This window comes from Pseudomonas sp. CCI4.2, from assembly GCF_034350045.1.
Classification (GTDB): Bacteria; Pseudomonadota; Gammaproteobacteria; order Pseudomonadales; family Pseudomonadaceae; genus Aquipseudomonas.
In genome coordinates this window covers 2,695,869-2,715,724 of record NZ_CP133781.1, presented here as the reverse complement: position 1 = coordinate 2,715,724, position 19,856 = coordinate 2,695,869, and the positions used below count along the sequence as shown (strand labels likewise).

The 19,856-nt window shown below is 55.9% G+C and carries 24 protein-coding genes and 1 pseudogene; 10 read left to right on the top strand and 15 right to left on the bottom strand.

What is annotated here, in order from left to right; translation table 11 throughout:
* Positions 1-18: 18 nt before the first annotated feature.
* The 6 genes and pseudogenes from RHM65_RS12300 to RHM65_RS12275 form a co-directional block, all read right to left on the bottom strand.
* Entirely contained in the window at positions 19-522 is a 504-nt protein-coding gene (locus tag RHM65_RS12300) for a hypothetical protein (RefSeq protein ID WP_322165705.1), read from the bottom strand.
* A complete protein-coding gene (locus RHM65_RS12295; protein ID WP_322165706.1) occupies positions 519-1,076 on the bottom strand; it encodes a GNAT family N-acetyltransferase in 558 nt (185 codons plus the stop codon). The genes RHM65_RS12300 and RHM65_RS12295 overlap by 4 nt, the downstream gene beginning before the upstream one ends.
* Before the next feature lie 487 nt (positions 1,077-1,563).
* Positions 1,564-2,577, bottom strand: a complete 1,014-nt coding sequence (locus RHM65_RS12290; protein ID WP_322185193.1) for an ABC transporter substrate-binding protein — start codon at positions 2,575-2,577, stop codon at positions 1,564-1,566.
* Positions 2,574-2,870 (bottom strand): annotated as a pseudogene (locus RHM65_RS12285) (sigma factor-like helix-turn-helix DNA-binding protein); the annotation flags it as partial. The pseudogene RHM65_RS12285 and the gene RHM65_RS12290, both read right to left, overlap by 4 nt.
* Positions 2,871-2,929: 59 nt before the next feature.
* Complete coding sequence (locus RHM65_RS12280) at positions 2,930-3,721, bottom strand: phosphate/phosphite/phosphonate ABC transporter substrate-binding protein (RefSeq protein WP_322165708.1); 792 nt, start codon at positions 3,719-3,721, stop codon at positions 2,930-2,932.
* A gap of 40 nt (positions 3,722-3,761) precedes the next feature.
* Positions 3,762-3,920 (bottom strand): hypothetical protein, encoded by a 159-nt coding sequence (locus RHM65_RS12275; protein WP_322165709.1) that lies wholly within the window; start codon positions 3,918-3,920, stop codon positions 3,762-3,764.
* A gap of 424 nt (positions 3,921-4,344) precedes the next feature.
* Here RHM65_RS12275 and RHM65_RS12270 point away from each other — a divergent pair, with 424 nt between their 5' ends.
* Both RHM65_RS12270 and RHM65_RS12265 read left to right on the top strand, forming a co-directional pair.
* On the top strand, positions 4,345-4,764 hold the full coding sequence (locus RHM65_RS12270; protein ID WP_322165710.1) for a GNAT family N-acetyltransferase: 420 nt from the start codon (positions 4,345-4,347) through the stop codon (positions 4,762-4,764).
* A 104-nt stretch (positions 4,765-4,868) separates the two neighbouring features.
* Complete coding sequence (locus tag RHM65_RS12265) at positions 4,869-5,744, top strand: methyltransferase (RefSeq protein WP_322185191.1); 876 nt, start codon at positions 4,869-4,871, stop codon at positions 5,742-5,744.
* Here the strand turns inward: RHM65_RS12265 and def are convergent, their stop codons facing one another.
* The 3 genes from def to RHM65_RS12250 all read right to left on the bottom strand — a co-directional run bounded on the left by def (position 5,745) and on the right by RHM65_RS12250 (position 7,730).
* Positions 5,745-6,284, bottom strand: coding sequence for a peptide deformylase (gene def / locus RHM65_RS12260; RefSeq protein WP_322185189.1), 540 nt, complete (start codon positions 6,282-6,284; stop codon positions 5,745-5,747).
* A 41-nt stretch (positions 6,285-6,325) separates the two neighbouring features.
* On the bottom strand, positions 6,326-7,294 hold the full coding sequence (locus RHM65_RS12255) for a YihY/virulence factor BrkB family protein (protein WP_322165713.1): 969 nt from the start codon (positions 7,292-7,294) through the stop codon (positions 6,326-6,328).
* Between the two features lie 244 nt (positions 7,295-7,538).
* Positions 7,539-7,730 carry a CsbD family protein gene (locus RHM65_RS12250; protein WP_322165714.1) on the bottom strand — a complete coding sequence of 64 codons (192 nt, stop codon included), beginning with the start codon at positions 7,728-7,730 and terminating at the stop codon, positions 7,539-7,541.
* A 257-nt stretch (positions 7,731-7,987) separates the two neighbouring features.
* On the opposite strand from RHM65_RS12250, the gene RHM65_RS12245 reads away from it, so the two are divergent.
* Positions 7,988-8,368 (top strand): hypothetical protein, encoded by a 381-nt coding sequence (locus tag RHM65_RS12245; protein WP_322165716.1) that lies wholly within the window; start codon positions 7,988-7,990, stop codon positions 8,366-8,368.
* Positions 8,369-8,428: 60 nt separating this feature from the next.
* On the opposite strand, the gene RHM65_RS12240 is transcribed toward RHM65_RS12245, so the two are convergent.
* The gene (locus tag RHM65_RS12240; protein ID WP_322165717.1) at positions 8,429-8,845 is read right to left on the bottom strand and encodes a DUF2177 family protein; all 417 of its coding nucleotides are present in this window, start codon (positions 8,843-8,845) and stop codon (positions 8,429-8,431) included.
* Positions 8,846-8,994: 149 nt separating this feature from the next.
* Here RHM65_RS12240 and RHM65_RS12235 point away from each other — a divergent pair, with 149 nt between their 5' ends.
* Complete coding sequence (locus tag RHM65_RS12235) at positions 8,995-9,621, top strand: DsbA family oxidoreductase (RefSeq protein ID WP_322185187.1); 627 nt, start codon at positions 8,995-8,997, stop codon at positions 9,619-9,621.
* 23 nt (positions 9,622-9,644) lie between these two features.
* On the opposite strand, the gene RHM65_RS12230 is transcribed toward RHM65_RS12235, so the two are convergent.
* Positions 9,645-10,481: a S1 RNA-binding domain-containing protein gene (locus RHM65_RS12230; RefSeq protein WP_322165720.1), complete on the bottom strand. Its 837-nt coding sequence runs from the start codon at positions 10,479-10,481 to the stop codon at positions 9,645-9,647.
* Positions 10,482-10,834: 353 nt separating this feature from the next.
* Here RHM65_RS12230 and RHM65_RS12225 point away from each other — a divergent pair, with 353 nt between their 5' ends.
* The 3 genes from RHM65_RS12225 to RHM65_RS12215 all read left to right on the top strand — a co-directional run bounded on the left by RHM65_RS12225 (position 10,835) and on the right by RHM65_RS12215 (position 12,582).
* Complete coding sequence (locus RHM65_RS12225; RefSeq protein ID WP_297833192.1) at positions 10,835-11,014, top strand: hypothetical protein; 180 nt, start codon at positions 10,835-10,837, stop codon at positions 11,012-11,014.
* A 113-nt stretch (positions 11,015-11,127) separates the two neighbouring features.
* Complete coding sequence (locus RHM65_RS12220) at positions 11,128-11,643, top strand: hypothetical protein (RefSeq protein WP_322165721.1); 516 nt, start codon at positions 11,128-11,130, stop codon at positions 11,641-11,643.
* Positions 11,644-11,709: 66 nt separating this feature from the next.
* Entirely contained in the window at positions 11,710-12,582 is an 873-nt protein-coding gene (locus RHM65_RS12215) for a DUF6279 family lipoprotein (RefSeq protein ID WP_322165722.1), read from the top strand.
* Between the two features lie 85 nt (positions 12,583-12,667).
* Here RHM65_RS12215 and RHM65_RS12210 read toward each other — a convergent pair whose 3' ends face one another.
* Positions 12,668-13,060, bottom strand: a complete 393-nt coding sequence (locus RHM65_RS12210) for a transcriptional regulator (RefSeq protein ID WP_322165723.1) — start codon at positions 13,058-13,060, stop codon at positions 12,668-12,670.
* Positions 13,061-13,239: 179 nt separating this feature from the next.
* Here RHM65_RS12210 and RHM65_RS12205 point away from each other — a divergent pair, with 179 nt between their 5' ends.
* The gene (locus tag RHM65_RS12205; protein ID WP_322165724.1) at positions 13,240-13,515 is read left to right on the top strand and encodes a hypothetical protein; all 276 of its coding nucleotides are present in this window, start codon (positions 13,240-13,242) and stop codon (positions 13,513-13,515) included.
* Between the two features lie 65 nt (positions 13,516-13,580).
* Here the strand turns inward: RHM65_RS12205 and RHM65_RS12200 are convergent, their stop codons facing one another.
* The 3 genes from RHM65_RS12200 to RHM65_RS12190 all read right to left on the bottom strand — a co-directional run bounded on the left by RHM65_RS12200 (position 13,581) and on the right by RHM65_RS12190 (position 17,935).
* On the bottom strand, positions 13,581-14,930 hold the full coding sequence (locus RHM65_RS12200; protein WP_322165725.1) for a DEAD/DEAH box helicase: 1,350 nt from the start codon (positions 14,928-14,930) through the stop codon (positions 13,581-13,583).
* A 130-nt stretch (positions 14,931-15,060) separates the two neighbouring features.
* Positions 15,061-17,337: a beta-glucosidase BglX gene (bglX, locus tag RHM65_RS12195; protein WP_322185185.1), complete on the bottom strand. Its 2,277-nt coding sequence runs from the start codon at positions 17,335-17,337 to the stop codon at positions 15,061-15,063.
* A gap of 283 nt (positions 17,338-17,620) precedes the next feature.
* Positions 17,621-17,935 carry a 3-phosphoglycerate kinase gene (locus RHM65_RS12190; protein ID WP_322165727.1) on the bottom strand — a complete coding sequence of 105 codons (315 nt, stop codon included), beginning with the start codon at positions 17,933-17,935 and terminating at the stop codon, positions 17,621-17,623.
* 51 nt (positions 17,936-17,986) lie between these two features.
* On the opposite strand from RHM65_RS12190, the gene RHM65_RS12185 reads away from it, so the two are divergent.
* Together RHM65_RS12185 and RHM65_RS12180 are read left to right on the top strand one after the other, a co-directional pair.
* The gene (locus RHM65_RS12185; RefSeq protein ID WP_322165728.1) at positions 17,987-18,910 is read left to right on the top strand and encodes a LysR family transcriptional regulator; all 924 of its coding nucleotides are present in this window, start codon (positions 17,987-17,989) and stop codon (positions 18,908-18,910) included.
* A 14-nt stretch (positions 18,911-18,924) separates the two neighbouring features.
* The gene (locus RHM65_RS12180) at positions 18,925-19,725 is read left to right on the top strand and encodes an alpha/beta hydrolase (protein WP_322165730.1); all 801 of its coding nucleotides are present in this window, start codon (positions 18,925-18,927) and stop codon (positions 19,723-19,725) included.
* Positions 19,726-19,856: the final 131 nt, after the last annotated feature.

The following is a 19,856-nucleotide window of genomic DNA, read 5'->3' as shown; positions in this document are numbered from 1 at the left end:
CGCTGGAAGATGAAGGGGTTATTGGGTCAGTTGGGTCTGTGCGTTTAGCAGTACTTGGGCGACGAAGGTTTTGAGCAACTCTGCCGATTTTGCTTTCATGCTCATCCCGACATCTTTCTGTTTCGCCTGAAACTTGGTCGCCAATTCTTTAGGCACGTCGCCCTCGTTCAAGGTACGCATCTCACTGGCGCTAAACGATTCGGCATAGGCCGCTGCCAAGTTACGGTTCCATTGCTCTTGGTAGGTGGGCTGCAAACGTTGCAGCTCGTTTTGAATCAGGCTTTGCCCTCGGACCTTGCCTACTTTCTGCACGATATCGGCGAAGGTGTTCGTGCGTGAAGCAACTTGAAAACCTAGCCAGGCTAGGCTGTCACCCAAATGACGCTGCTGAACGAACGCCAGGGCGTTGTCATTGCTTTCAGCAGCCAGCGCGCTACGCGGCATGTCCAGCAGCAACACCGCCAACAGCATGAGCATCAGATTAAAGACGCCCACTATCGCGACTTTACGCGCCCCTGTCATTTTGCCTCCCCGACCTTGGCAACTCGTTCAGCCCAGCGGTGCCGGGTCATGCGGTAGATCTTCACGCCGCGTCGATGGTATTGGCTGTGGATGAACGTGTTAAAGCCTAGCTTCTCGATGACATTCACCGAAGCGATATTTTCAGGTTCGACAATGGCGATCAACGAATCGATGCCCAAGGTTGCGAAGGCATAATCTCGGGTGGCCATTGCGGCCTCGGTGGCCAAACCTTTGCCCCAAAATTCGCGGCTCAGGCGATAACCTATTTCCACTTCTTCGGCGCCCTCTACTGGCTCGGCGTTCAGTCCGCAAAATCCGATAAAGGTCGTGGTCGCTTTATCGATAACGGCCCATGGCCCGAAGTCATTGGCTTGGTAGGAAAACACGCAACCGGCGACGAATTCCCGGGTTTCCTTTTCGGTCATCACACCACCGACTGAATGCCGCATGACCTGCGCATCACCCAAAATCGCCGCAAGCGCCGGCACGTCCTCGATTTTCAATTCGCGGATTAGCAGTCTCTCGGTGTGTAGTTGAAACCCTGTCCTGCCCATCTGCGCCTCGCTCCACAAGCATGGGGGGATTTACGCATAACAGCTGGACACATGCGAGCTTCGATGGCTAAACGCGGCGGAGTGTTAGAACTGGAGCCTTCCGAATGAATTCGGTCCCACAGATTCAGGTGGTGCACAAATTCTGTAGGAGCTGCCGAAGGCTGCGATCAGATGTTCAGTGCCTACTATTCAGTGTCTGCCAAAAGTCTCTGTGGGAGTTGGCTTGCCAACGAAAGCGTCATTGCAAGCGACCCAGGTTCAGGTCCACATCAGCGGCGCGATGGCGGGCCTCTTCGCAGGCAAGCCTACTCCCACAGTATCTGCGGCTCCGACAGCCGCGTTGACGGACCACCTCAGGGCATGAATGAATTCGGTCCCACAGGTTTCTGTAGAAACTGCTGAAGGCTGCGATCAGTTCGAAGGACCTTCGCCAACAAGTTGGCTCCTACGGAGGATTGGTCGCCCATAGAAAAGTAGTTTTTCGGTTTTACAAACTGCTTTTCACCTTCGTCGCAACGTCAGCCGGGACCCATGCGGTCCAGACTTCCGGGTGGTCGCGCAGGAATGACTGTGCAACGGCATGCGGTTCCAAGCGTTTTTCGCTCATCTGGCCCAGGGTTTTGTTGAGCAGATCGATCGGCAGATCGACTTTTTCAAAGAACGCGACGAGGTCTGGGTACTTGGCGTGGAACGGTGCAGAAACGCCGATGGCCAAATGCGCGTCCAGGGAGCGTGAGCCTTTGGGATTGGGGTTATTGGCATCGGACAGGGTTTTCCAGGCCTCAGCATCAAACGGCGGTTCTTCGAGTTTTACCAGTTTGAAACGACCGAGCAGTGGCGTCGGCGACCAGTAGTAGAACAGCACCGGTTTGCCACGACGGATCGACGAGCTGACTTCGGCGTCCAACGCCGCGCCAGAGCCGGTACGGAAGTTAACGTAGCTGTCAGTCAGCCCATAGGCCTTCAGCTTCTGGGTATTGACGATCTCCGAGGTCCAGCCGGTGGGGCTGTTGAGAAAACGGCCTTGCTTGGGTGATTCCGGGTCGCGGAAGACGTCCTTGTACTTCGGCAGGTCGGCCACGGATTTCAGGTCAGGCGCGACCGCTTTGATCCCGCGTTCAGGGTCGCCCTTGATCACGTACTCCGGCACCCACCAGCCTTCCGTTGCGCCTTTGACGGTATCGCCGAGGCCAAAGACCTTCCCTTCGGATTGCGCCTTGATCCACGCCGGACTGCGCCCGGCCCATTCTTCCCCGATGACCTGAACGTCATCCTTGGCCAACGCCGCTTCAAGGCTGACCGTGCTGCCCGGCAAGGTGTCGGTGGGATAGCCGTAACCCGTCTCGACGATGGTGCGCAGAATTTCAGTGATCAGGCTGCCGCTTTCCCAGGTGATGTCACCGAAGTGAATAGGGGCGGTTTTTTCAGCGGCGAGCACTGGTTGCGAAAGGATTCCCAACGCCAATACCGTGCTGCCCAGTAGGTGCTTTATCGAAGTCATGGTCGTCTCTTGGTCATTGGAAGGCAGCGGGTAAGCGCTTTGCTCATATAGTCGCTGACAGAACGTTGGCAAATGCCTAATTCAACAGCGATCTGCGGGTAGGTCAGGCCATTGATCTGTGACAACAGAAAAGTCGCTTTGACCTTGCTTGGTAGACGGTCGAGCACGACGTCGACGGCTTGCAGGGCTTCAATCGTTTGCGCGCGATTTTCAGGGGAATGACTGTGAGGTTCAAGGTCCGGTAATGCATTGAAATAATCGCGTTCCAGGTCCCGCCATCGCCAAAGTTGGTATCGCTGGCTTCTACAGAATGCGCATCCTCTGAAGGAGCCAGCGTGTTGGCGAAGCATAGTCAGTTCAACACCGCAAACCCCAACACTTGCGCTTCACGCTGATACCCAAGCAGCACCTGATAATCCTCTTCGGTGGTGGGCAACACTGAGTGAATTGCCAATGTTGCGGCAACCTCAGGCAGGTCTTGCAGGGCAAGGTTCATTGCATCACGAATCCGTTCGGCGTCGGCCGCACTCAGCGAAACGGCACCGATGTAAGGCAACGTCGGGCTGATTGCGCTGCGGGCAAGAATCCGCAGGCCGTTCAGTTCGGCACTGGCATCCCGGGCCAAGTAGTCATACGTCACGCTGTCGATGGCCGCCAAGTCTCCGCGCTTTTCACGCAGCCAGCGCAGGCTTTCCCGGTGGCCGCCGGTCAGCGAAACTGCCGAAAAGAAACGTCCATCACGTTGGAGCGGCGCCAGGCGATGGCGCAGCAGGTTCATGCCTGAATTGGAATCCTCGTTATTGATCAACCCATGACTGCCGCGAAACTGTTCGAGTTCGGTACGCGAGTCGTCGTCACGGACTAGCAACAGGCTGCAATGACCGCCATTCGCACTGTGCGCAAGCCGGTAATCCGGGCGCCCAATCAATCGCACTTTGCCGCGCAACGAGGTCATCAGCGGGTAGCCGCAGGTCTGGGTCAACAACAAGTTTGACGACAACCACAACGGCATCAACGTCGGATGGTCAGCCTCGTCCCGAGTGATGCCGAGCCGTTGCAAGGTGCGCGTCAGCCAGGCTTCGTTGGCCTCGCGCAGTCGGTCCGGCGCGGTGTACATCAATAACGCTGCAAAGCCGTGGGTCATGCTCAGGTCCGTATGAAGGAATGTCAGGCCTGGGGATGGGTCAGCCACATCCGTCATGCTTGAGCATCGCCCCGACGCAAGTCTGAAACGCTACACGGTCGAGCGCGATCAAGGCCAGCGGCGCGCCCAGCAGTAAGCGTCCGGGCAGGTTTTTATCCAGCCAACGCCGGTCCCCACTGGCAATAACCAAGTGGGGCATTAAGTGCTTCCTGCGTCATGGCCGGATCAGTCAAAGGGCTGACTTCAATCCTGTTGTGCAATGGCGCAACGAAATCATGTAGACCGATGGGTTATGAACTTAGGACGGCACAAACAGAAGCGGAGCCTGAGAGGCTCCGCACTGCTAAATCAATGGCTGAACATTGATGTCAGCTGTCTTTCTTGGCCTTCTTGTCAGCGCGCTTTTCTACGAGGGTTTTCGCCGGTTTTTTCTTGTCGGCTTTCTTTGAATCCATACCTTTGGCCATGATGTTTACTCCGATGTTGGGGGATCTGCGCTCAGTTATACACCTAATCGCACAGCGCACCGACACCCAATACCGCGCGTTATGATGCAGCGCACGCCAAGCGGCCATTGCGGCTGCGCTTTCTTTCAATTTGCCGCCGTCGCGCTATTGAGTCCTATGCCTGTCACCCACTTTTGCGTGTTACCCGAACCGTCCAGACCCTTGCTGAGCAAATTCTATCGGGAACATAAATCACCGATGCGCCCGACCAGCGACGCACAGCTGTGGGTGGCGAAACAGTCCGAGATCGTCGGTGCGCTGTGCCTGACCGCCGTCGCTAACGGGCATTGGCTAACCGGACTGTTCGTCGCGCCGCTGCTGCGCGGGCAGAACATTGCCAGTGACTTGATTCAAGAAGCGGTGGCGCAAGCCGTGGGACCGGTCTGGTTGTTTTGTCATCCTGACCTGCTCAGTTTCTATCAGCGTGGCGGATTTCACGTCGTGTCCACACTGCCCGAGGCTTTGGCCGACCGCTTCCAACGCTACAGCAGAACCAAATCACTGATCGCCATGAGCAAGCCCAGCGGCCCGCTATAGAACCAAGGGTATGTTCGCTGATAAAAAAGTGTGGTCGCGTGGCTAAATCTGCGTGGTAGCCTTTCGGCCACTGGGCCTGAATCGGGCCAACGACAAGGATTGGTATGAAACTTCCTCTTATCGCTTGCTCCGTCGCCGCCCTGCTTGGTCTTGGGCTTACCCAGGTTCAGGCTCAGGCCGCCGACGCTCATGCCCCGGCCTCCACGGTCAGCGCCGCGCAGTTCGCTAAAGTGCTCTCGGGCCCTTGGCGCGCGCCGGAAAACAGCGCACGGGATCAGTACCGACACCCCCAGCAAACCTTGCAGTTTTTCGGCCTGCGCGCCAACCAGACGCTGATTGAAATCACCCCAGGCAACGGCTGGTACAGCGAGCTGCTGGCGCCGCTGCTCAAGAACAAAGGTCGCTACATCGCGGCGGTGCAGTCAACGGCCACCGGCGACAATGCGCGTAAGGCCGCCGACCGCCTGAAACAGAAATTCGCCGCCGACCCCACCCACTACAGCAAAGCGCAGATCGTCGAGTTCGATCCGCAGGCCCCGGTGTTCGGCAAGTCGGCCTCGGTCGATACCCTGCTGACGTTCCGTAACGTGCACAACTGGGTCATGGCGGACGATGCGCCAGCGATGTTCAAAGGGTTTTATAACGTGTTGAAACCGGGCGGCACCTTAGGCGTGGTCGACCACCGGGCCAAAGTCGGTGCCTCGGAGGAGTCGATGAAGGACAGTGGTTACCTGCCTACGGCGTACGTCGTGAAACTGGCCACCGATGCGGGGTTCGTATTGGCGGGCAGCAGCGAAATCAACGCCAACCCCAAGGACACTAAGGACTATCCGCAGGGTGTCTGGACCTTGCCGCCGACGCTGACCATGGGTAATCAGGACCGGGACAAATATTTAGCCATTGGCGAATCCGACCGGCTGACCCTGCGTTTCATAAAGCCCGCTCACCGGAGCACACAAATAAGCAAGACCAAGCCGTAGTCATTCGTCAGCGTTGGGGTCCATGTCGGGGAATAGCACCTCCAGATAGCCGAATTTGCTGAAGTCGGTGATCCGGGACGGATACAGACGGCCAATCAGGTGATCGCACTCATGCTGCACCACGCGCGCGTGAAAACCGTGGGCGGTGCGCTGGATGGGCCGACCATCCGGGTCAACGCCCTCGTAACGAATATACTCGTAACGATCCACCATACCGCGCAACCCCGGCACCGACAGGCACCCTTCCCAACCCTCCTCTACCGCTGGGTGGAGGGGGGTGATCAGCGGATTGAGCAACACCGTCTGGGGGACGGCATCAGCTTCTGGATAGCGTTCGCTGTGTTCAAAACCAAAGATCACCAACTGCAAATCAATGCCGATCTGCGGCGCTGCCAAACCAACGCCGCCGACGCTGTCCATAGTCTCGAACATGTCGGCGATCAGTGCGTGAAGTTCGGGGGTGCCGAACATTGACTCAGGCACCAGCGGGGCGATACGCAACAAGCGCTCGTCGCCCATTTTCAGAATCTCATGAATCATAAAAAACCTTATCTCTCGGCCAAGGACGTGATCGTGCCACATCAGGCCGACGATTCGTCAGTCTTCGCACCCGCTGGGACCGAATTATGACGCCCGAGGCCCGAGATGTGTTTGGTCATCGGTTCACGTGCCACACCAGCGCCGGCTTCTTTCTCGCCTGGGTTTTTGCCTTCCGCGTGCATATGTTCAATGACCGCGTTCATCTCCGCGCCCAATAACAGCACCGCTGCCGAAATGTAAAAATACAACAACAACACGATGATCGCGCCGATGCTGCCGTACATGGCGTTGTAATCGGAAAAGGTTTTGACGTAATAGCCGAAGCCCAACGACGCCACAATCCAGACCACCACCGCCAATACCGAACCGGCAGTAATGAAGCGAAACTCTTGCTTAACGTCTGGCATGACGAAATACATCAGAGCCACCGCCACCATCAGCAACACGATGATTACCGGCCAGCGAAGGAGGGTCCACAGGGTAACAATGAAGTCTTGCATGCCGATTTGTCCGGCCAGCCAACTCATGACTTGCGGCCCGGTGACCATGAGCCCGGCAGCGGCAAGCAACATCCCGGCAATACCGATGGTGTACAGAATCGACAGCGGAAAACGTTTCCAGATTGGGCGCCCTTCGGCTACGTCGTAGGCCGCGTTCATGGCGCTCATCATTAAGCGCACGCCCGCCGACGCGGTCCATAACGCGATCACGATACCAATCGACAACAGCCCGCCCTTGGATTGCTGAAGCTGATCGATCACCGGGTTGACCTGATCGAGGGCTTGCGGTGGCAAGACCAATTCTGATTGCAGCCGCAGCCAGGAGAAGAAATCCGGCAAGTGCAAGAAGCCGATCAGGGCAATCAAAAACAGCAAAAAAGGGAACAGCGAGAACAGCATCTGATAAGCCAATGCCGACGCATACGTCGACATTTCGTCATCCATGAACTCATTGACGGTCCGCATTAACACCTTCTTCATGGAAAGGTCGCCTAGCTTCGGAAAAATCATGGTGTCTCCTTACGACTCAAATCAAGCTGACTTCGCTATTAGTGGGCAAGCGCTTCAACTTCAAGCCCGCGTTCGAGGGCTGGCGTTCTACTTTAACGTAGCCTGATTGGCGACCGTAAAGACGTATCAATATTTGTCAGAATTCCCTTGAGGACAACTGACGGGCATATCAAGCACATAAAACAACGGCCATACAAGATGGCCGTCGCGCTTAACAGTAAGACATTAAGCCAATGTGATTGGCTCACGCCTTATCGACACCTTTCTTCACGGCATCTTTAGCTTTGCCCACGGCTTGTTGGGTATCACCCTTGATTTCCTGGGCTTTCCCTTCAGCTTTGAGTTTCGAATTGTCAGTGGCTTTGCCTACGCCTTGCTTGACGTTACCAACTGCTTCATTGGCCATACCTTTGACTTTATCGCCCGTGCTGCTCATGGTAATTCTCCTGAATCGAAAAGTAGGTGTCGTACGCTCGACATAACGATTGACGCCCTCCTTCTGACAGAGTTTCAAAAAAATTCTCCGCTGGACGTTCCGTTCGTCGCCGAATTAAACCGGTAAAAACAGCCTCTTTTCCGCTCCAACTGAAGGTTTAACTTTAAGTTTTCGCGACAACCCCTGAGAATGCGCAACGCAGTCAGGCTGTGGTCGCAAAGGCCATTGCGCTGAACACACAGATCCACAGGAACGTTATGAAACTCGATAAAAAGCTGGCCATCGCCCGCAGAAACCAGGAGCTCGGCGGTGCCGTGCTCGGTACTAACAACAGTCATTTCACCGCGCTTAATGCCAACAAGAACATCTGGTGGTTCGACCTGCGGATGAGCCGTCTGCAAATCGGTCAGTACGAGTGGGTGCATTTGTTGTTGCACACACCGAGTACCGATCAGCTGCTGCACTTGAAAGTGCCAACAGCGTTTTTGCGTGACCATATGGAAGGTCTGGTGATTCGCAACAAGGACAAGCGCAACTGCACCGTCAGCCTGGAACTCAGCGCCGACAAAGACTCGTTTTTGAAAGACGTGCGTCCAGACGGTGCCAATGTGCAGTTCGCGTCCTTCGTTCAAAGGTAATCAGCTTATTCGTCAGGCGCGGCGCGGGGAACTCCCATCCTTGTATCCGCGCCCCACGGCTCAGATAAACCCGCGCGTTTGCAAGTTGCGGGTTATCAGGTAGCCGCCCGTCCCCGCCAGCCCCGATGCAACCACGCCCCACGCCAGATCAACCACTGCCAATGGTGCGGGCCAGCCTTGCAGCGTCGCCCAATTGGTCAGGTCGTAAGTTGCGTACGCCATCAGCCCAAGAAATGCACTGCCGGCTGCAGCCCGGCCTGCGCGTTCGCGTTGCAACGCTGGGATGACGCCAAATACCACGATGCCCGCTGCGTATAGCAGATAAAACGCCAGCGCAGGTCCAACAACCGGGGTGTCCAGCATCAAAGGTCCTAGCCAGGCTCGGTATTTAGGCCCCATCAGCAAGCCAAGCCAGATGCCATCGCACACAAGAAACACCAATAACGTGCTGACGTAGGCGGTGAGGTATTTTTTCATGGGGGCACCTGGGCGTTTGGAGCAATTGAGCGCGGGGATTATGCCGGCAGAAGTAAGTAGACCTGTTCTGTCTTCGATTGATCCTCAATGGGAGGACTTTTACGCCATTGCCGGAGTCAATGTTAGGTAGCAGGCATGGAGAATTGGATATGAACAGCGACGGCCCATTGAAAGTCGACATCTGGAGCGACTACGTTTGTCCGTTCTGTTATCTGCAATTGGCGATAATTGACCAACTTCAACAGGAATATGGGTCACGCATTACCGTGCAATGGCATGCATTTGAGCTGCGACCAGAACCGCTCGCAACCTTAGACCCAAGCGCCGACTACCTCCGCGCGACCTGGCGACAAGCGATCTACCCGATGGCTCAAAAACGCAAAGTCCTGATGAAGTTACCGCCTGTCCAACCGCGCAGCCGCAACGTTTTGGAAGCGGCCGCTTTCGCCAAAGTCCACGGCAAGTTTGAGGCGTTCCACAAAGAAGCGTTTCGTGCGTTCTTTGAGTTTGGCCGCGACATCGGCGACATTCTGGTGTTGCTGGAGGTGGGCAGCCGCGCGGGGCTGGACCGACAAGCGTTAAACAGCGCTTTATCCAATCATCATTACACCGACCAGATAGTCGCTGACGAAGGACTCGCCGATGAATTGGGGTTACGCGCGGTGCCGGCCTTTTTGATTCGCCGGGCGGATCAGCCCTTAAGCGAGGCCACGGTAATGAATGGGACTATGGGCATTGGTCCGTTCAAACGGGAAATCGATCGGCTTTGCGCGTAATCGACACCCGTTTTATAACCGCCTTAAATCAGTTCGATACGGTCCGCGTGAATAACGATAAGGCCCTGTTTGTACAGCGCGCCAATCGCTTTCTTGAAGTTGCCTTTGCTCACGCCGAACAAACCGCTGATGACCTGCGGATCGCTTTTATCGCTGACGGGCAACACGCCATTGTTGTCGCGCAACTTGGACAGGATCTTCGAATTCAAGCTACCGGCCGCCTCTTCACCGACCGGTTGCAGGCTCAGGCTGATGTTGCCATCGGCGCGAATTTCTTTGATGAAGCCTTTTTCTTCTTTGCCGGGACGCAAAAACTTGAACACTTCGTTTTTGTGGATCAGGCCCCAGTGCTTGTTATTGATAATGGCCTTGAAGCCCATATCAGTCGCTTCAGCCACCAGCAAATTAACTTCCTGACCGACCTTGTAATCACCCGGCGTCTTGTCCAGGTAACGGTCTAGCCGAGCGGTTGCAGTGATGCGGCGAGTGTGTTTGTCCAGATAGACGTGGACCACGCAATACTCGCCCGCCTGCATCGTGCGTTTTTCTTCGGAATACGGCAGCAGCAGATCCTTCGACAGGCCCCAATCGAGGAAGATACCGATGCTGTTCACTTCGAGCACTTTCAAGCTGGCAAACTCACCGACCTGAACTTTCGGTTTTTCAGTGGTGGCAATCAGCTTGTCGTCACTGTCCAGATAAACGAAAACATTGAGCCAGTCTTCATCTTCGCTGGGGATATCTTTAGGGATATAGCGGTTGGGCAGCAGAATTTCGCCGTCCTGAGCGCCGTCCAGATAAAGGCCGAAATTAGTGTGTTTTACCACTTGCAGAGTGTTGTAGCGCCCGACTAAAGCCATTTCCAAATACCCTCATTACGTGGGCGGCATTCTACCCGACTTTGCTGGCAGTGTTGGGGGCGCCAGGAAATTCAAGGTTTAACAACGGCGCCAGCGGCAAATGAATATTGGAAATAGTATTCCGCTCGTCAGGTGAACGGAGCCTGTTCCAGCAGTCTGGACGACCACAAAGACCCGGCAGACCTAATAACTTCACAGTTAAAACAGAGGGTTAGCGGTCAAACCCCATCCTGAACGGTTTAAGAATAGACGGCAGAGTCGACACTTTTTTAGGGCTATATTTCCCAAGCAATTGTCAAGCAATTCATATACAATTGCTGGCCGTATTAAATTTATATAGGTCCCTGGCAGCCATGCGCGTAAAAGCATCCAATTCAAAACCAAAGGCAGCTCCAGCCGTTGAGACCAGCGAGTCGATCAACGCACAAATTGCAGCTTTCTTGAAAACCGGTGGTGAAATTCAGCAGATTGCCAAAGGCGTCAGCGGCCAAACCTTCGGCCCGTCCAAGCAAATCACCCTCGGCAAAAAGTAATCTTTCCCCGCTTCAGCTGTCGATCTCTATGCGCTTTGATTTCAAGGCGCTAGGGCTATCGATCCGTCTTCACCCGCCCCGCCCTTGAATGTTGCCCCTCAGTGGAATCCAAAATGAATAAATGGATGATGTTCTGCGCGCTGCTTTTCCTGGGTGGTTGTGCACACTGCGGTAACTCCGACAATTTCAATTCAAACAGCGAAAAGTCCTTAAGCGGCAGTCCGTGCCGGGCTCAATACTTGCTGTATCAGAACGACATGATCCAGGCAAAATTGCTGGTTGGCGCGAGGGGAGATGAAAATACCGAGCTGGCCAAGGCATTGCTGCAACGCGCCGCCCGCCAGGATCAAAGCGGCGAAGCGGAGTTCTATCAGGCCGTCTTGTTGATTCGCGCAGAAGGTAATCCTTCCGAGTCCAGCGACTTGCTAGAGCACGCCGCCAAGCGCAAACACCCTTTGGCGATTGCGTTGCTCTCACAACGGCTGATCATCTCCGATCCAAAGCAAGCGGAACGATACCGTGCGCAATATGCCGAACTGGATGTTGCCACCAGCGGTTATCCGTCGTTTGAGCAAGCCCAGTACGTCGCCGACGGCTTGATCGCGGCGACCGCGAAGCCTGCACCGTAAGAGGCCCCAACCGTAAAACGCCAGATGCGTCCTGCGAGGAAGTCTGGCACTGAGGAAGCTCTACCCATGCGCACGCCACTCCATGTCGTCGTTACGCTCTTGATAACGGGTTTCCTGATGGTGTCTGGATGTACCCGTGTCGGGTTGGCCTATCGTCACCTGGACATCATTATTCCGTGGTCGGTCAACGATTATCTGGGGATGAATTCCACTCAGAAACGCTGGTTGGATGATCGCCTCAAAGAGCACCTGAGCTGGCATTGCACCACGCAAGTGCCCGGCTACCTTACTTGGCTGGACCGTTTGCAACACATGGTCGAAACCAACCAGGTGACCGAGCCTGAACTTAAAGCGCGCGAGGCGGAAGGCCGCTTGGCGATAGAGCAGATCTCCAGACAAGTCACGCCATCGGCGGTTGAACTGTTGAGTCAGCTAGACGATAAACAGGTGCAGACCTTGCAAGAGGCGTTTGCCAAGGACCTGCGTGAGCACAAAGAGGAGTTTGTGGACCCACCGCTGGACACGCAGATAAGCGATCGGACGAAGCGCATGGAAAAACGCCTCAGCCCTTGGATCGGTACATTGACCGCCGCCCAGCATCAACGCGTCACCGATTGGTCCGTGGCGCTTGGCGAGCAGAATCAACTGTGGGTCGATAACCGCACGCATTGGCAGGGGCTGTTCATCGCCGCCGTTCAGCAACGCAAATCACCCGCTTTCTCACAGCGAATCACGCCCTTGCTGCAGGCTCGAGAGAGCTTCTGGACCCCGCAATATCGCCAAGCGTATGAGCAAACTGAGCAAGCAGCGATCCGTCTGTTAGTCGACCTAATGGCCCAAAGCACCCCCGATCAACGCCAGCGCCTCATTGAAAAAATCGCCGACGTGCGGGAAGACTTTGCCAACTTGAGCTGTCTCAAGGCAACACCACAGGGTTAACCGACCCGTTGGACAGGCCCGCAGCAAACACCGCGCTCCTACAATTTAATAGGTGTACCTCGCCAACACATTGGCGCCTACCGTTTCAGGCGATCTGCGCCTTAGACGCCACGGTATCGAAGGTGTCCGGATCCAGCGCGTCGGCCTGTTGGTCCAGAACCTGGCGCGGGTGGTCGTTGCCAGGGATGCTGCTGTCCAGCAGGGCCAACAGACTGGCGCCACGCGGGGTCAGGATGAAATTCTCACCGTTGCCACCCTCCTCTTCTGGCCGGGTTTCGATAAAGCCGCGCTTGAATAACAGCGCTTCATAATCAGCCGCCAACGCCTTGAGTTCATCCAGATTGCCAATCGACGACCCTTCAGCGTCCAACGCGGCGGCGTGTTGCTCCGCATAAGCACGAGGGGCAAAACTTTTGCCCGAGCAGTTTTGTACTTCGTGAAGCAGGCGTTCGATTAGGTCCCAGTTATAGTCCGTCATGATTCTCTACCTCCAGCCAAAATGGGTAATGACCCGTGACCTTCGCCATCGGGTTGGGTACTTAGGGCTGGACCTCTTCCCACCGCAGCCGTTCAGCAGCGACGACGTACGCCCTGCGCTGAACTTTTGCCGAATCAAAACCCTCCATCTGATAAGCATCCACAGAAAAGAGGCAGACCATGAAGACACTGCTGAGCATCACCACAGCCCTTGCACTGCTCTCGGCGATTCCGGCTTGGGCATGCACGCCTGAAGAGGCCACAGCCAAGCGTGCGCAACTGGCGCAAGAGATTCATAAGCTGACGGAGCAAAGTCCCGAGAAGGCCAAGGAAATGAATCAACAGCTGCAGGACATGAATCTGGACACCGCCAGCAAAGACCTGCCAGACAAATGCCAATTGATCGATCAGCGGCTCAAAGACCTGGACACCGCAGCGAAGAAAATCGACGGCTGACCTATCGTTCAGCCATAAAAAAACCGGCGCATTCAATGCGCCGGTTTTTTTATCGCGGGTTGTACTTATTCAGCAACCGGCGCTTCTGGCTTGCGTTTCTTCAACGGCGCTTTGCCGTCTGCACTGACCAACGACAACGCATCGGTCTTTGGCCGGTTAGTAATCTTGCGTTTAGTCGGCGCCTTGGCGCTGCCTTTTTTATCAGCCTTCTTGTCGCCAGCCTTCACTTTCTTCTTCACGCCAACAGCCTTGCCCGATGCTTTGACCTTCTTCGGTCCGCCGTAGGTGCCTTTGACTTCCTTGATCGTGCGACGCTCGAAGCTCTGCTTCAAGTAACGCTCAACGCTGGACATCAAGTTCCAGTCGCCATGGCAGATCAGGGAAATCGCCAGGCCTTCGCCACCGGCACGACCGGTACGACCGATACGGTGTACGTAGTCGTCGCCGCTGCGAGGCATGTCGAAGTTGATGACCATGTCCAGTCCTTCAACGTCCAAACCACGGGCTGCAACGTCAGTTGCAACGAGGATCTTCACGCCGCCTTGCTTCAAACGGTCAATGGCCAGCTTGCGGTCTTTCTGGTCCTTGTCGCCGTGCAGCACGAACGCTTTATATTCCAGCGCCACCAGACGACCATACAGGCGATCAGCCATGGCACGGGTGTTGGTGAAAATAATCGCTTTCTGGTACTTCTCATTGGCCAGCAGCCAGTGGACGATTTTTTCTTTATGGCTGTTGTGGTCAGCGGTGATGATTTGCTGACGAGTGCCTGGGGCCAATTCACTGATGCTGTTGACCTGCAAATGCTGCGGATCTGTCAGCACCTTGCCGATCATTTCACGCAGACCGGCGCCACCGGTGGTCGCCGAGAACAACAGGGTTTGCTGACGGTTTTTGCATTCGCCCGCCAGACGTTCGACGTCTTCGGCAAAACCCATGTCCAGCATGCGGTCAGCTTCGTCGAGGATCAGCAGTTCGACCTGTGACAGGTCCAGGTTGCCGGCATTGAGTTGCTCCAACAGACGACCCGGGGTACCAATCAAAATGTCCGGTACTTTGCGCAGCATGGCGGCCTGGACTTTAAAGTCTTCGCCACCGGTGATCAGACCGGACTTGATGAAGGTGAACTGAGAGAAACGCTCAACTTCCTTGAGGGTTTGCTGCGCCAGCTCGCGGGTTGGCAACAGGATCACAGCGCGGATATCGACGCGAACCTTGGCCGGGCCCATCAGGCGGTTAAGCATTGGCAATACGAAAGCCGCGGTTTTGCCGCTGCCGGTTTGCGCAGTCACCCGCAGGTCACGCCCTTCCAGTGCCAGCGGAATGGCCGCTGCTTGCACAGGCGTGGGCTCGACAAAATTAAGCTCGGCCACGGCTTTAAGCAGGCGTTCGTGCAGGGCGAATTGGGAAAACACGGGTGTTACCTCGACGAAAAACAAAAAAACAGTCGCATAGATTAACGGTTTCGAGCGCCGAGGCCGAGTTTCTTTACTGAAAGAACGCTTCTTTGTTGCGCAGTGAACCGTTCCGGCCGCAAAGATCAGGTCATAACAGCTGAAAACTTCGCTGTTTCACGTATTGGGAGTCAAGGCCAATTTGCAGGTTAAAGGCCCCCGGCTCCGCGACGTATTTCAACTCGGCGTTATAGAACTTGAGGCTGTCTTCATCCACCGTAAAATGGACGGTCTTCTCCTCCCCCGCCTTAAGCCTGATTTTTTGAAAGCCCTTGAGCTCTTTAACGGGGCGACTGATAGAGCCCAACACTTGCTGGATATACAACTGCACCACCGTTGCGCCGTCCCGTTGGCCGGTGTTTTTCACCCGGACGCTGGCATCGAGCGCGCCGTCGCGGCTCAAGGCGGTCGTTGAAAGAGTCACGTCAGACAGGCTGAAATCGGTGTAGCTGAGGCCGTAGCCAAAGGGATAGAGCGGACCGTCGAGCTGGTCGTAGTACAGCGAGGAGAAGGTTCGCGAATGACCGGGGACAAATGGGCGACCGGTGTTCAGATGATTGTAGTAGCTAGGAATCTGCCCCACTGAACGCGGGAACGTAATCGGTAATTTGCCCGAAGGGTTGTAATCGCCGAACAGCACGTCGGCAATGGCGTTGCCGCCTTCTGTGCCGCTGAACCAGGTTTCCAGCACGGCATCGGCTTGGTCCTGCTCGGCGCCCACCGACAACGGGCGACCATTCATGAGCACCAGTACCAGCGGTTTCCCGGTGGCCTTCAACGCCGTCAGCAATTGGCTTTGTCGGCCCGGAAGATCAAGGCTGGTCCGACTGGCCGCCTCGCCGGACATGCCCTTGGATTCCCCCAGTACGGCGACTACCACATCGGCCTGTGCCGCCGCTTTCACGGCCTCGTCGATCATTGCGGTTTCAGGACGAGGATCAATGACCAGCGCGTCGCCCAGATAATCGATAACTTCTGTGCTGTCGGTCACGTTCGCGCCTTGGGCGTAGAGCAGCGAGCCTTGGTTCCCTAACGCGGTTGCCAAGCCGTCATAAACGGTGACCACCTGTGAGGCCACGCCACGGGCGGACCAGGAACCCAGCATGTCCACCGGATTTTTTGCCAATGGACCTATCAGAGCGATGGTTCCGTGTTTTTTCAACGGCAAGAGTTTGTCTTTATTTTTCAGCAGCACCAAGGTTTTCCGAGCCACATCGCGGGCTTGTGAGCGGTGCAGCCGGCTTTCTGCGTCCATCTCCGATGGATCTTCGCTGGCGCGGCCTAAGCGCCGGTAAGGGTCGTCGAACAGACCCATGTCGTATTTAGTCGCTAATACATTGCGTACCGCGTTATCGATTTGCGTTTGTGAGGTTTCTCCAGACTTGACTAACCCTTCCAGTTCTACGCCGTAAAACGGATCCCCCAAGCTCATGTCGAGGCCCGCTCTGATGGCCTCACCGGACGCCTCGCGCCGATTGGCCGCGACGCCATGATCGACGAGCTGGCTTATTCCTCCGAAATCACCCAGCGTCATCCCATTGAATCGCCACTCCCGACGGAGAACCTCTTGTAGCAGCCAGACATTCGACGTCGCGGGCACGCCATTGATCGAGTTCAACGCAATCATTACCGAATCGGCCCCAGCGCCAAACGCGGCTTGAAACGGTGGAAGGTAATTTTGATACATCTGCACCGGACTCATGTCCACGCTGTTGTAATCCCGTCCGCCCTCAACCGCGCCGTACAGTGCGAAATGTTTCACACAGGCCATGATTCTGTCCGAGGCAATCGGCAACGGCCCCTGAAAAGCGTTCACCACTACTTCGGCGATGCGTGAAACCAGATAGGTGTCTTCGCCGAAACTTTCCGCCACCCGTCCCCACCGGGGATCACGGCTGATATCGACCATGGGCGCAAAGGTCATGTCGACCCCATCGGCGCTGGCTTCCTGTGCCGCAATGCGGGCGCTGGTGGCAATTGCATCCATGTCCCAGCTGGCAGCCAAGCCAAGGTCGATGGGAAAAATCGTTCGATAGCCATGAATTACATCAAAACCAAAGAACAGTGGGATTTTTAATCGAGTGTGCTGGACGGCGACGTCTTGCAGCTCGCGGCCCGCGGCACGCGACAGTGTGCCAATGATTGCACCGGTCTGCCCGGCGCTGATTAGGCGAAACAACTCAGGCTTCTTTGCGTGCTCAGTGTCGTAACTCATTGTGAGCTGCCCGACTTTTTCTTCCAGCGTCATTTCCCCCAATAAATGAGCGATGAACATTTCTTTGTCAGGTTGATTGGCGGGCAGCGTTTCGGCGCCCACAGACGACATCTGCAGGCTGATGAGCAAAGCGAGTACGTAAATGATTTTCATAATCCCGTCCTTGGGGAACGACAGACATTACGCAGTCCTACGAATGACTCTAGCTGATCGTTGTCGGAAATAAAAAACCCGACTCATCAACGCGATGGCCGGGCACTGTTCCGAAGGCTTCATCCAGCCGCCCGCATGGGCTCGTGAGAAGTCGATGAAGGCGAGATCAGACAGAACGATATCGATTGAAAAGCATAAATATTCGCTTAAAACCATCTAATAAATTGTTTTATCAAAAAGGGGGCACTACTCTCGTTAACGAGAAAGCTGACCCCGATTGCGGTTATTTAGCCACGCACGTCAGAGTGATACGGAGCTTAATAATGTTCCGAGTGAACTTCGCCGAGGCGTCTACGCTGGCTTTTGCGGGGATTTGCACGCGGCGGGTGCGCGGCGATTCCGGGCCGTTGATGAACACCACGGTGCACTCGGCGGCGTTGTCGCCGTAGTTATTCAGCTTAATGGAGCCCAAGTCGTAATCCGTATCGTAGCTGGTGTAATCGATGCTGACGCCGGTGAGGTGCTTCTCGACGTCAATCGGGTACGCGAAAGCAGTGACCGGCAACATTGCCAACACCACACAACAGAACTTCTTCATACGGGCAATCTCCATTTTTGAGGTGCCACTTTAGGGCAAGAGGATCGAATCATGAAAGCGCCCCGCGTGACCCTTGATCAATGGCGCACCTTGCAAGCCGTGGTCGACCATGGCGGCTTCGCGCAAGCCGCCGAGGCGTTGCACCGTTCGCAGTCGTCGGTGAGCTACACCGTAGCGCGCATGCAGGATCAACTGGGCGTGCCATTGCTGCGCATCGACGGGCGTAAAGCGGTGCTGACGGACGCTGGCGGGGTGTTACTTCGCCGCTCGCGACAACTGGTGAAACAGGCCAGTCAGTTGGAAGACCTGGCCCATCATATGGAACAAGGCTGGGAAGCCGAGGTGCGACTGGTGGTCGACGCCGCTTACCCTAACGCCCGTCTGGTGCGAGCGCTGACGGCGTTCATGCCTCAAAGCCGAGGCTGCCGCGTGCGTTTACGCGAGGAAGTGCTGTCTGGCGTGGAAGAAGTGCTGCTCGAAGGTGTTGCCGACCTGGCCATCAGCGGCTTCAGTATCCCCGGCAATCTGGGCAGCGAATTGAGCGCCGTCGAATTTGTCGCAGTGGCTCACCCGGAACATCCGTTGCACCAAATGCAACGCGAACTGACCTTTCAGGACCTGGAAAGCCAACTGCAAGTGGTGATTCGCGACTCCGGCCGCTCTCAACCCCGGGATGTGGGCTGGCTCGGGGCTGAACAACGCTGGACCGTCGGCAGCCTGGCCACCGCAGCTACCTTCGTCAGCAGCGGCTTGGGGTTTGCCTGGTTGCCACGCCACCTGATCGAACGCGAGCTTAAAGAGGGTTTGCTCAAAGCCCTGCCACTCGACCAAGGTGGCAGCCGCCACCCCCTGTTCTATCTTTACGCCAACAAGGACAAACCCTTGGGGCCAGCGACGCAGATACTTATCGACCTGATTCGCAGCTTCGACACGGCGCCGCTGACAGCGATATTCGCCGCACCGCAACTGGGCTGACACGGAGATCAACCATGGCCTTTTTTGAGCATGACGGCTGTTCGCTGCACTACGAAGAATATGGCCAGGGCTCGCCGCTGCTGTTGGTGCATGGGCTGGGTTCCAGCTGCCAGGACTGGGAATACCAGATCCCGGCGCTGTCGGCGCATTACCGGGTCATTGTTATGGACGTACGCGGCCACGGACGCTCGGACAAGCCCAACGAGCGCTACAGCATCCCCGGCTTCACCGCTGACCTAGAAGCATTGATTGAGCACTTACAGTTGGGACCGGTGCACCTGGTCGGGCTGTCCATGGGTGGGATGATCGGTTTTCAACTGGCCGTCGATCAGCCGCAAATGCTCAAGAGCCTGTGCATCGTCAACAGCGGGCCGCAAGTCAAAATCAAATACGTTTCAGACGTAGTGCAATGGGCCAAGCGCTGGGGCTTGGGCCGCTTGCTGAGCATGCGCGCCATCGGCATTGGTTTGGGTCGTAACCTGTTTCCCAAACCCGAACAAGCCGACCTGCGACGCAAAATCGCCGAGCGCTGGGGACGCAATGACAAACGCGCGTATCTGGCGAGTTTTGACGCGATCGTCGGCTGGGGGGTCATGGGCAAGTTATCGCGCATTACCTGCCCGACGTTGATCATCAGTGCCGATCACGACTACACGCCGGTCGCTATAAAAAAACTCTACGTTCGTTTAATTCGGGGGGCGAGGTTGGTTGTGATCGACGATTCACGTCATGCGACACCGCTCGATCAACCCGAGGTTTTTAATCGGACGGTCCTCGAATTTCTCGACGCGACTGAAGCTTCGTCGCCACAATAATCATGCTCTGGATAATGATCGTCATGAGCCTATGCGCAAGGACTAGCCGCCCGGCACTGTCCAAAAAAACCCAAACGTGCTTACCTTGTGCGCCTGATTACGCCCCTGCGCATCGCTGTTGCGCAGTCGAA

Excerpts from the sequence above, each read along its gene's own strand:
- RHM65_RS12300 (WP_322165705.1), bottom strand. The coding sequence starts at position 522 with ATGACAGGGGCGCGTAAAGTCGCGATAGTGGGCGTCTTTAATCTGATG.
- RHM65_RS12295 (WP_322165706.1), bottom strand. The coding sequence starts at position 1,076 with ATGGGCAGGACAGGGTTTCAACTACACACCGAGAGACTGCTAATCCGC.
- RHM65_RS12290 (WP_322185193.1), bottom strand. The coding sequence starts at position 2,577 with ATGACTTCGATAAAGCACCTACTGGGCAGCACGGTATTGGCGTTGGGA.
- RHM65_RS12280 (WP_322165708.1), bottom strand. The coding sequence starts at position 3,721 with ATGACCCACGGCTTTGCAGCGTTATTGATGTACACCGCGCCGGACCGA.
- RHM65_RS12275 (WP_322165709.1), bottom strand. The coding sequence starts at position 3,920 with ATGCCCCACTTGGTTATTGCCAGTGGGGACCGGCGTTGGCTGGATAAA.
- RHM65_RS12270 (WP_322165710.1), top strand. The coding sequence starts at position 4,345 with ATGCCTGTCACCCACTTTTGCGTGTTACCCGAACCGTCCAGACCCTTG.
- RHM65_RS12265 (WP_322185191.1), top strand. The coding sequence starts at position 4,869 with ATGAAACTTCCTCTTATCGCTTGCTCCGTCGCCGCCCTGCTTGGTCTT.
- def (WP_322185189.1), bottom strand. The coding sequence starts at position 6,284 with ATGATTCATGAGATTCTGAAAATGGGCGACGAGCGCTTGTTGCGTATC.
- RHM65_RS12255 (WP_322165713.1), bottom strand. The coding sequence starts at position 7,294 with ATGATTTTTCCGAAGCTAGGCGACCTTTCCATGAAGAAGGTGTTAATG.
- RHM65_RS12250 (WP_322165714.1), bottom strand. The coding sequence starts at position 7,730 with ATGAGCAGCACGGGCGATAAAGTCAAAGGTATGGCCAATGAAGCAGTT.
- RHM65_RS12245 (WP_322165716.1), top strand. The coding sequence starts at position 7,988 with ATGAAACTCGATAAAAAGCTGGCCATCGCCCGCAGAAACCAGGAGCTC.
- RHM65_RS12240 (WP_322165717.1), bottom strand. The coding sequence starts at position 8,845 with ATGAAAAAATACCTCACCGCCTACGTCAGCACGTTATTGGTGTTTCTT.
- RHM65_RS12235 (WP_322185187.1), top strand. The coding sequence starts at position 8,995 with ATGAACAGCGACGGCCCATTGAAAGTCGACATCTGGAGCGACTACGTT.
- RHM65_RS12230 (WP_322165720.1), bottom strand. The coding sequence starts at position 10,481 with ATGGCTTTAGTCGGGCGCTACAACACTCTGCAAGTGGTAAAACACACT.
- RHM65_RS12225 (WP_297833192.1), top strand. The coding sequence starts at position 10,835 with ATGCGCGTAAAAGCATCCAATTCAAAACCAAAGGCAGCTCCAGCCGTT.
- RHM65_RS12220 (WP_322165721.1), top strand. The coding sequence starts at position 11,128 with ATGAATAAATGGATGATGTTCTGCGCGCTGCTTTTCCTGGGTGGTTGT.
- RHM65_RS12215 (WP_322165722.1), top strand. The coding sequence starts at position 11,710 with ATGCGCACGCCACTCCATGTCGTCGTTACGCTCTTGATAACGGGTTTC.
- RHM65_RS12210 (WP_322165723.1), bottom strand. The coding sequence starts at position 13,060 with ATGACGGACTATAACTGGGACCTAATCGAACGCCTGCTTCACGAAGTA.
- RHM65_RS12205 (WP_322165724.1), top strand. The coding sequence starts at position 13,240 with ATGAAGACACTGCTGAGCATCACCACAGCCCTTGCACTGCTCTCGGCG.
- bglX (WP_322185185.1), bottom strand. The coding sequence starts at position 17,337 with ATGAAAATCATTTACGTACTCGCTTTGCTCATCAGCCTGCAGATGTCG.
- RHM65_RS12190 (WP_322165727.1), bottom strand. The coding sequence starts at position 17,935 with ATGAAGAAGTTCTGTTGTGTGGTGTTGGCAATGTTGCCGGTCACTGCT.
- RHM65_RS12185 (WP_322165728.1), top strand. The coding sequence starts at position 17,987 with ATGAAAGCGCCCCGCGTGACCCTTGATCAATGGCGCACCTTGCAAGCC.
- RHM65_RS12180 (WP_322165730.1), top strand. The coding sequence starts at position 18,925 with ATGGCCTTTTTTGAGCATGACGGCTGTTCGCTGCACTACGAAGAATAT.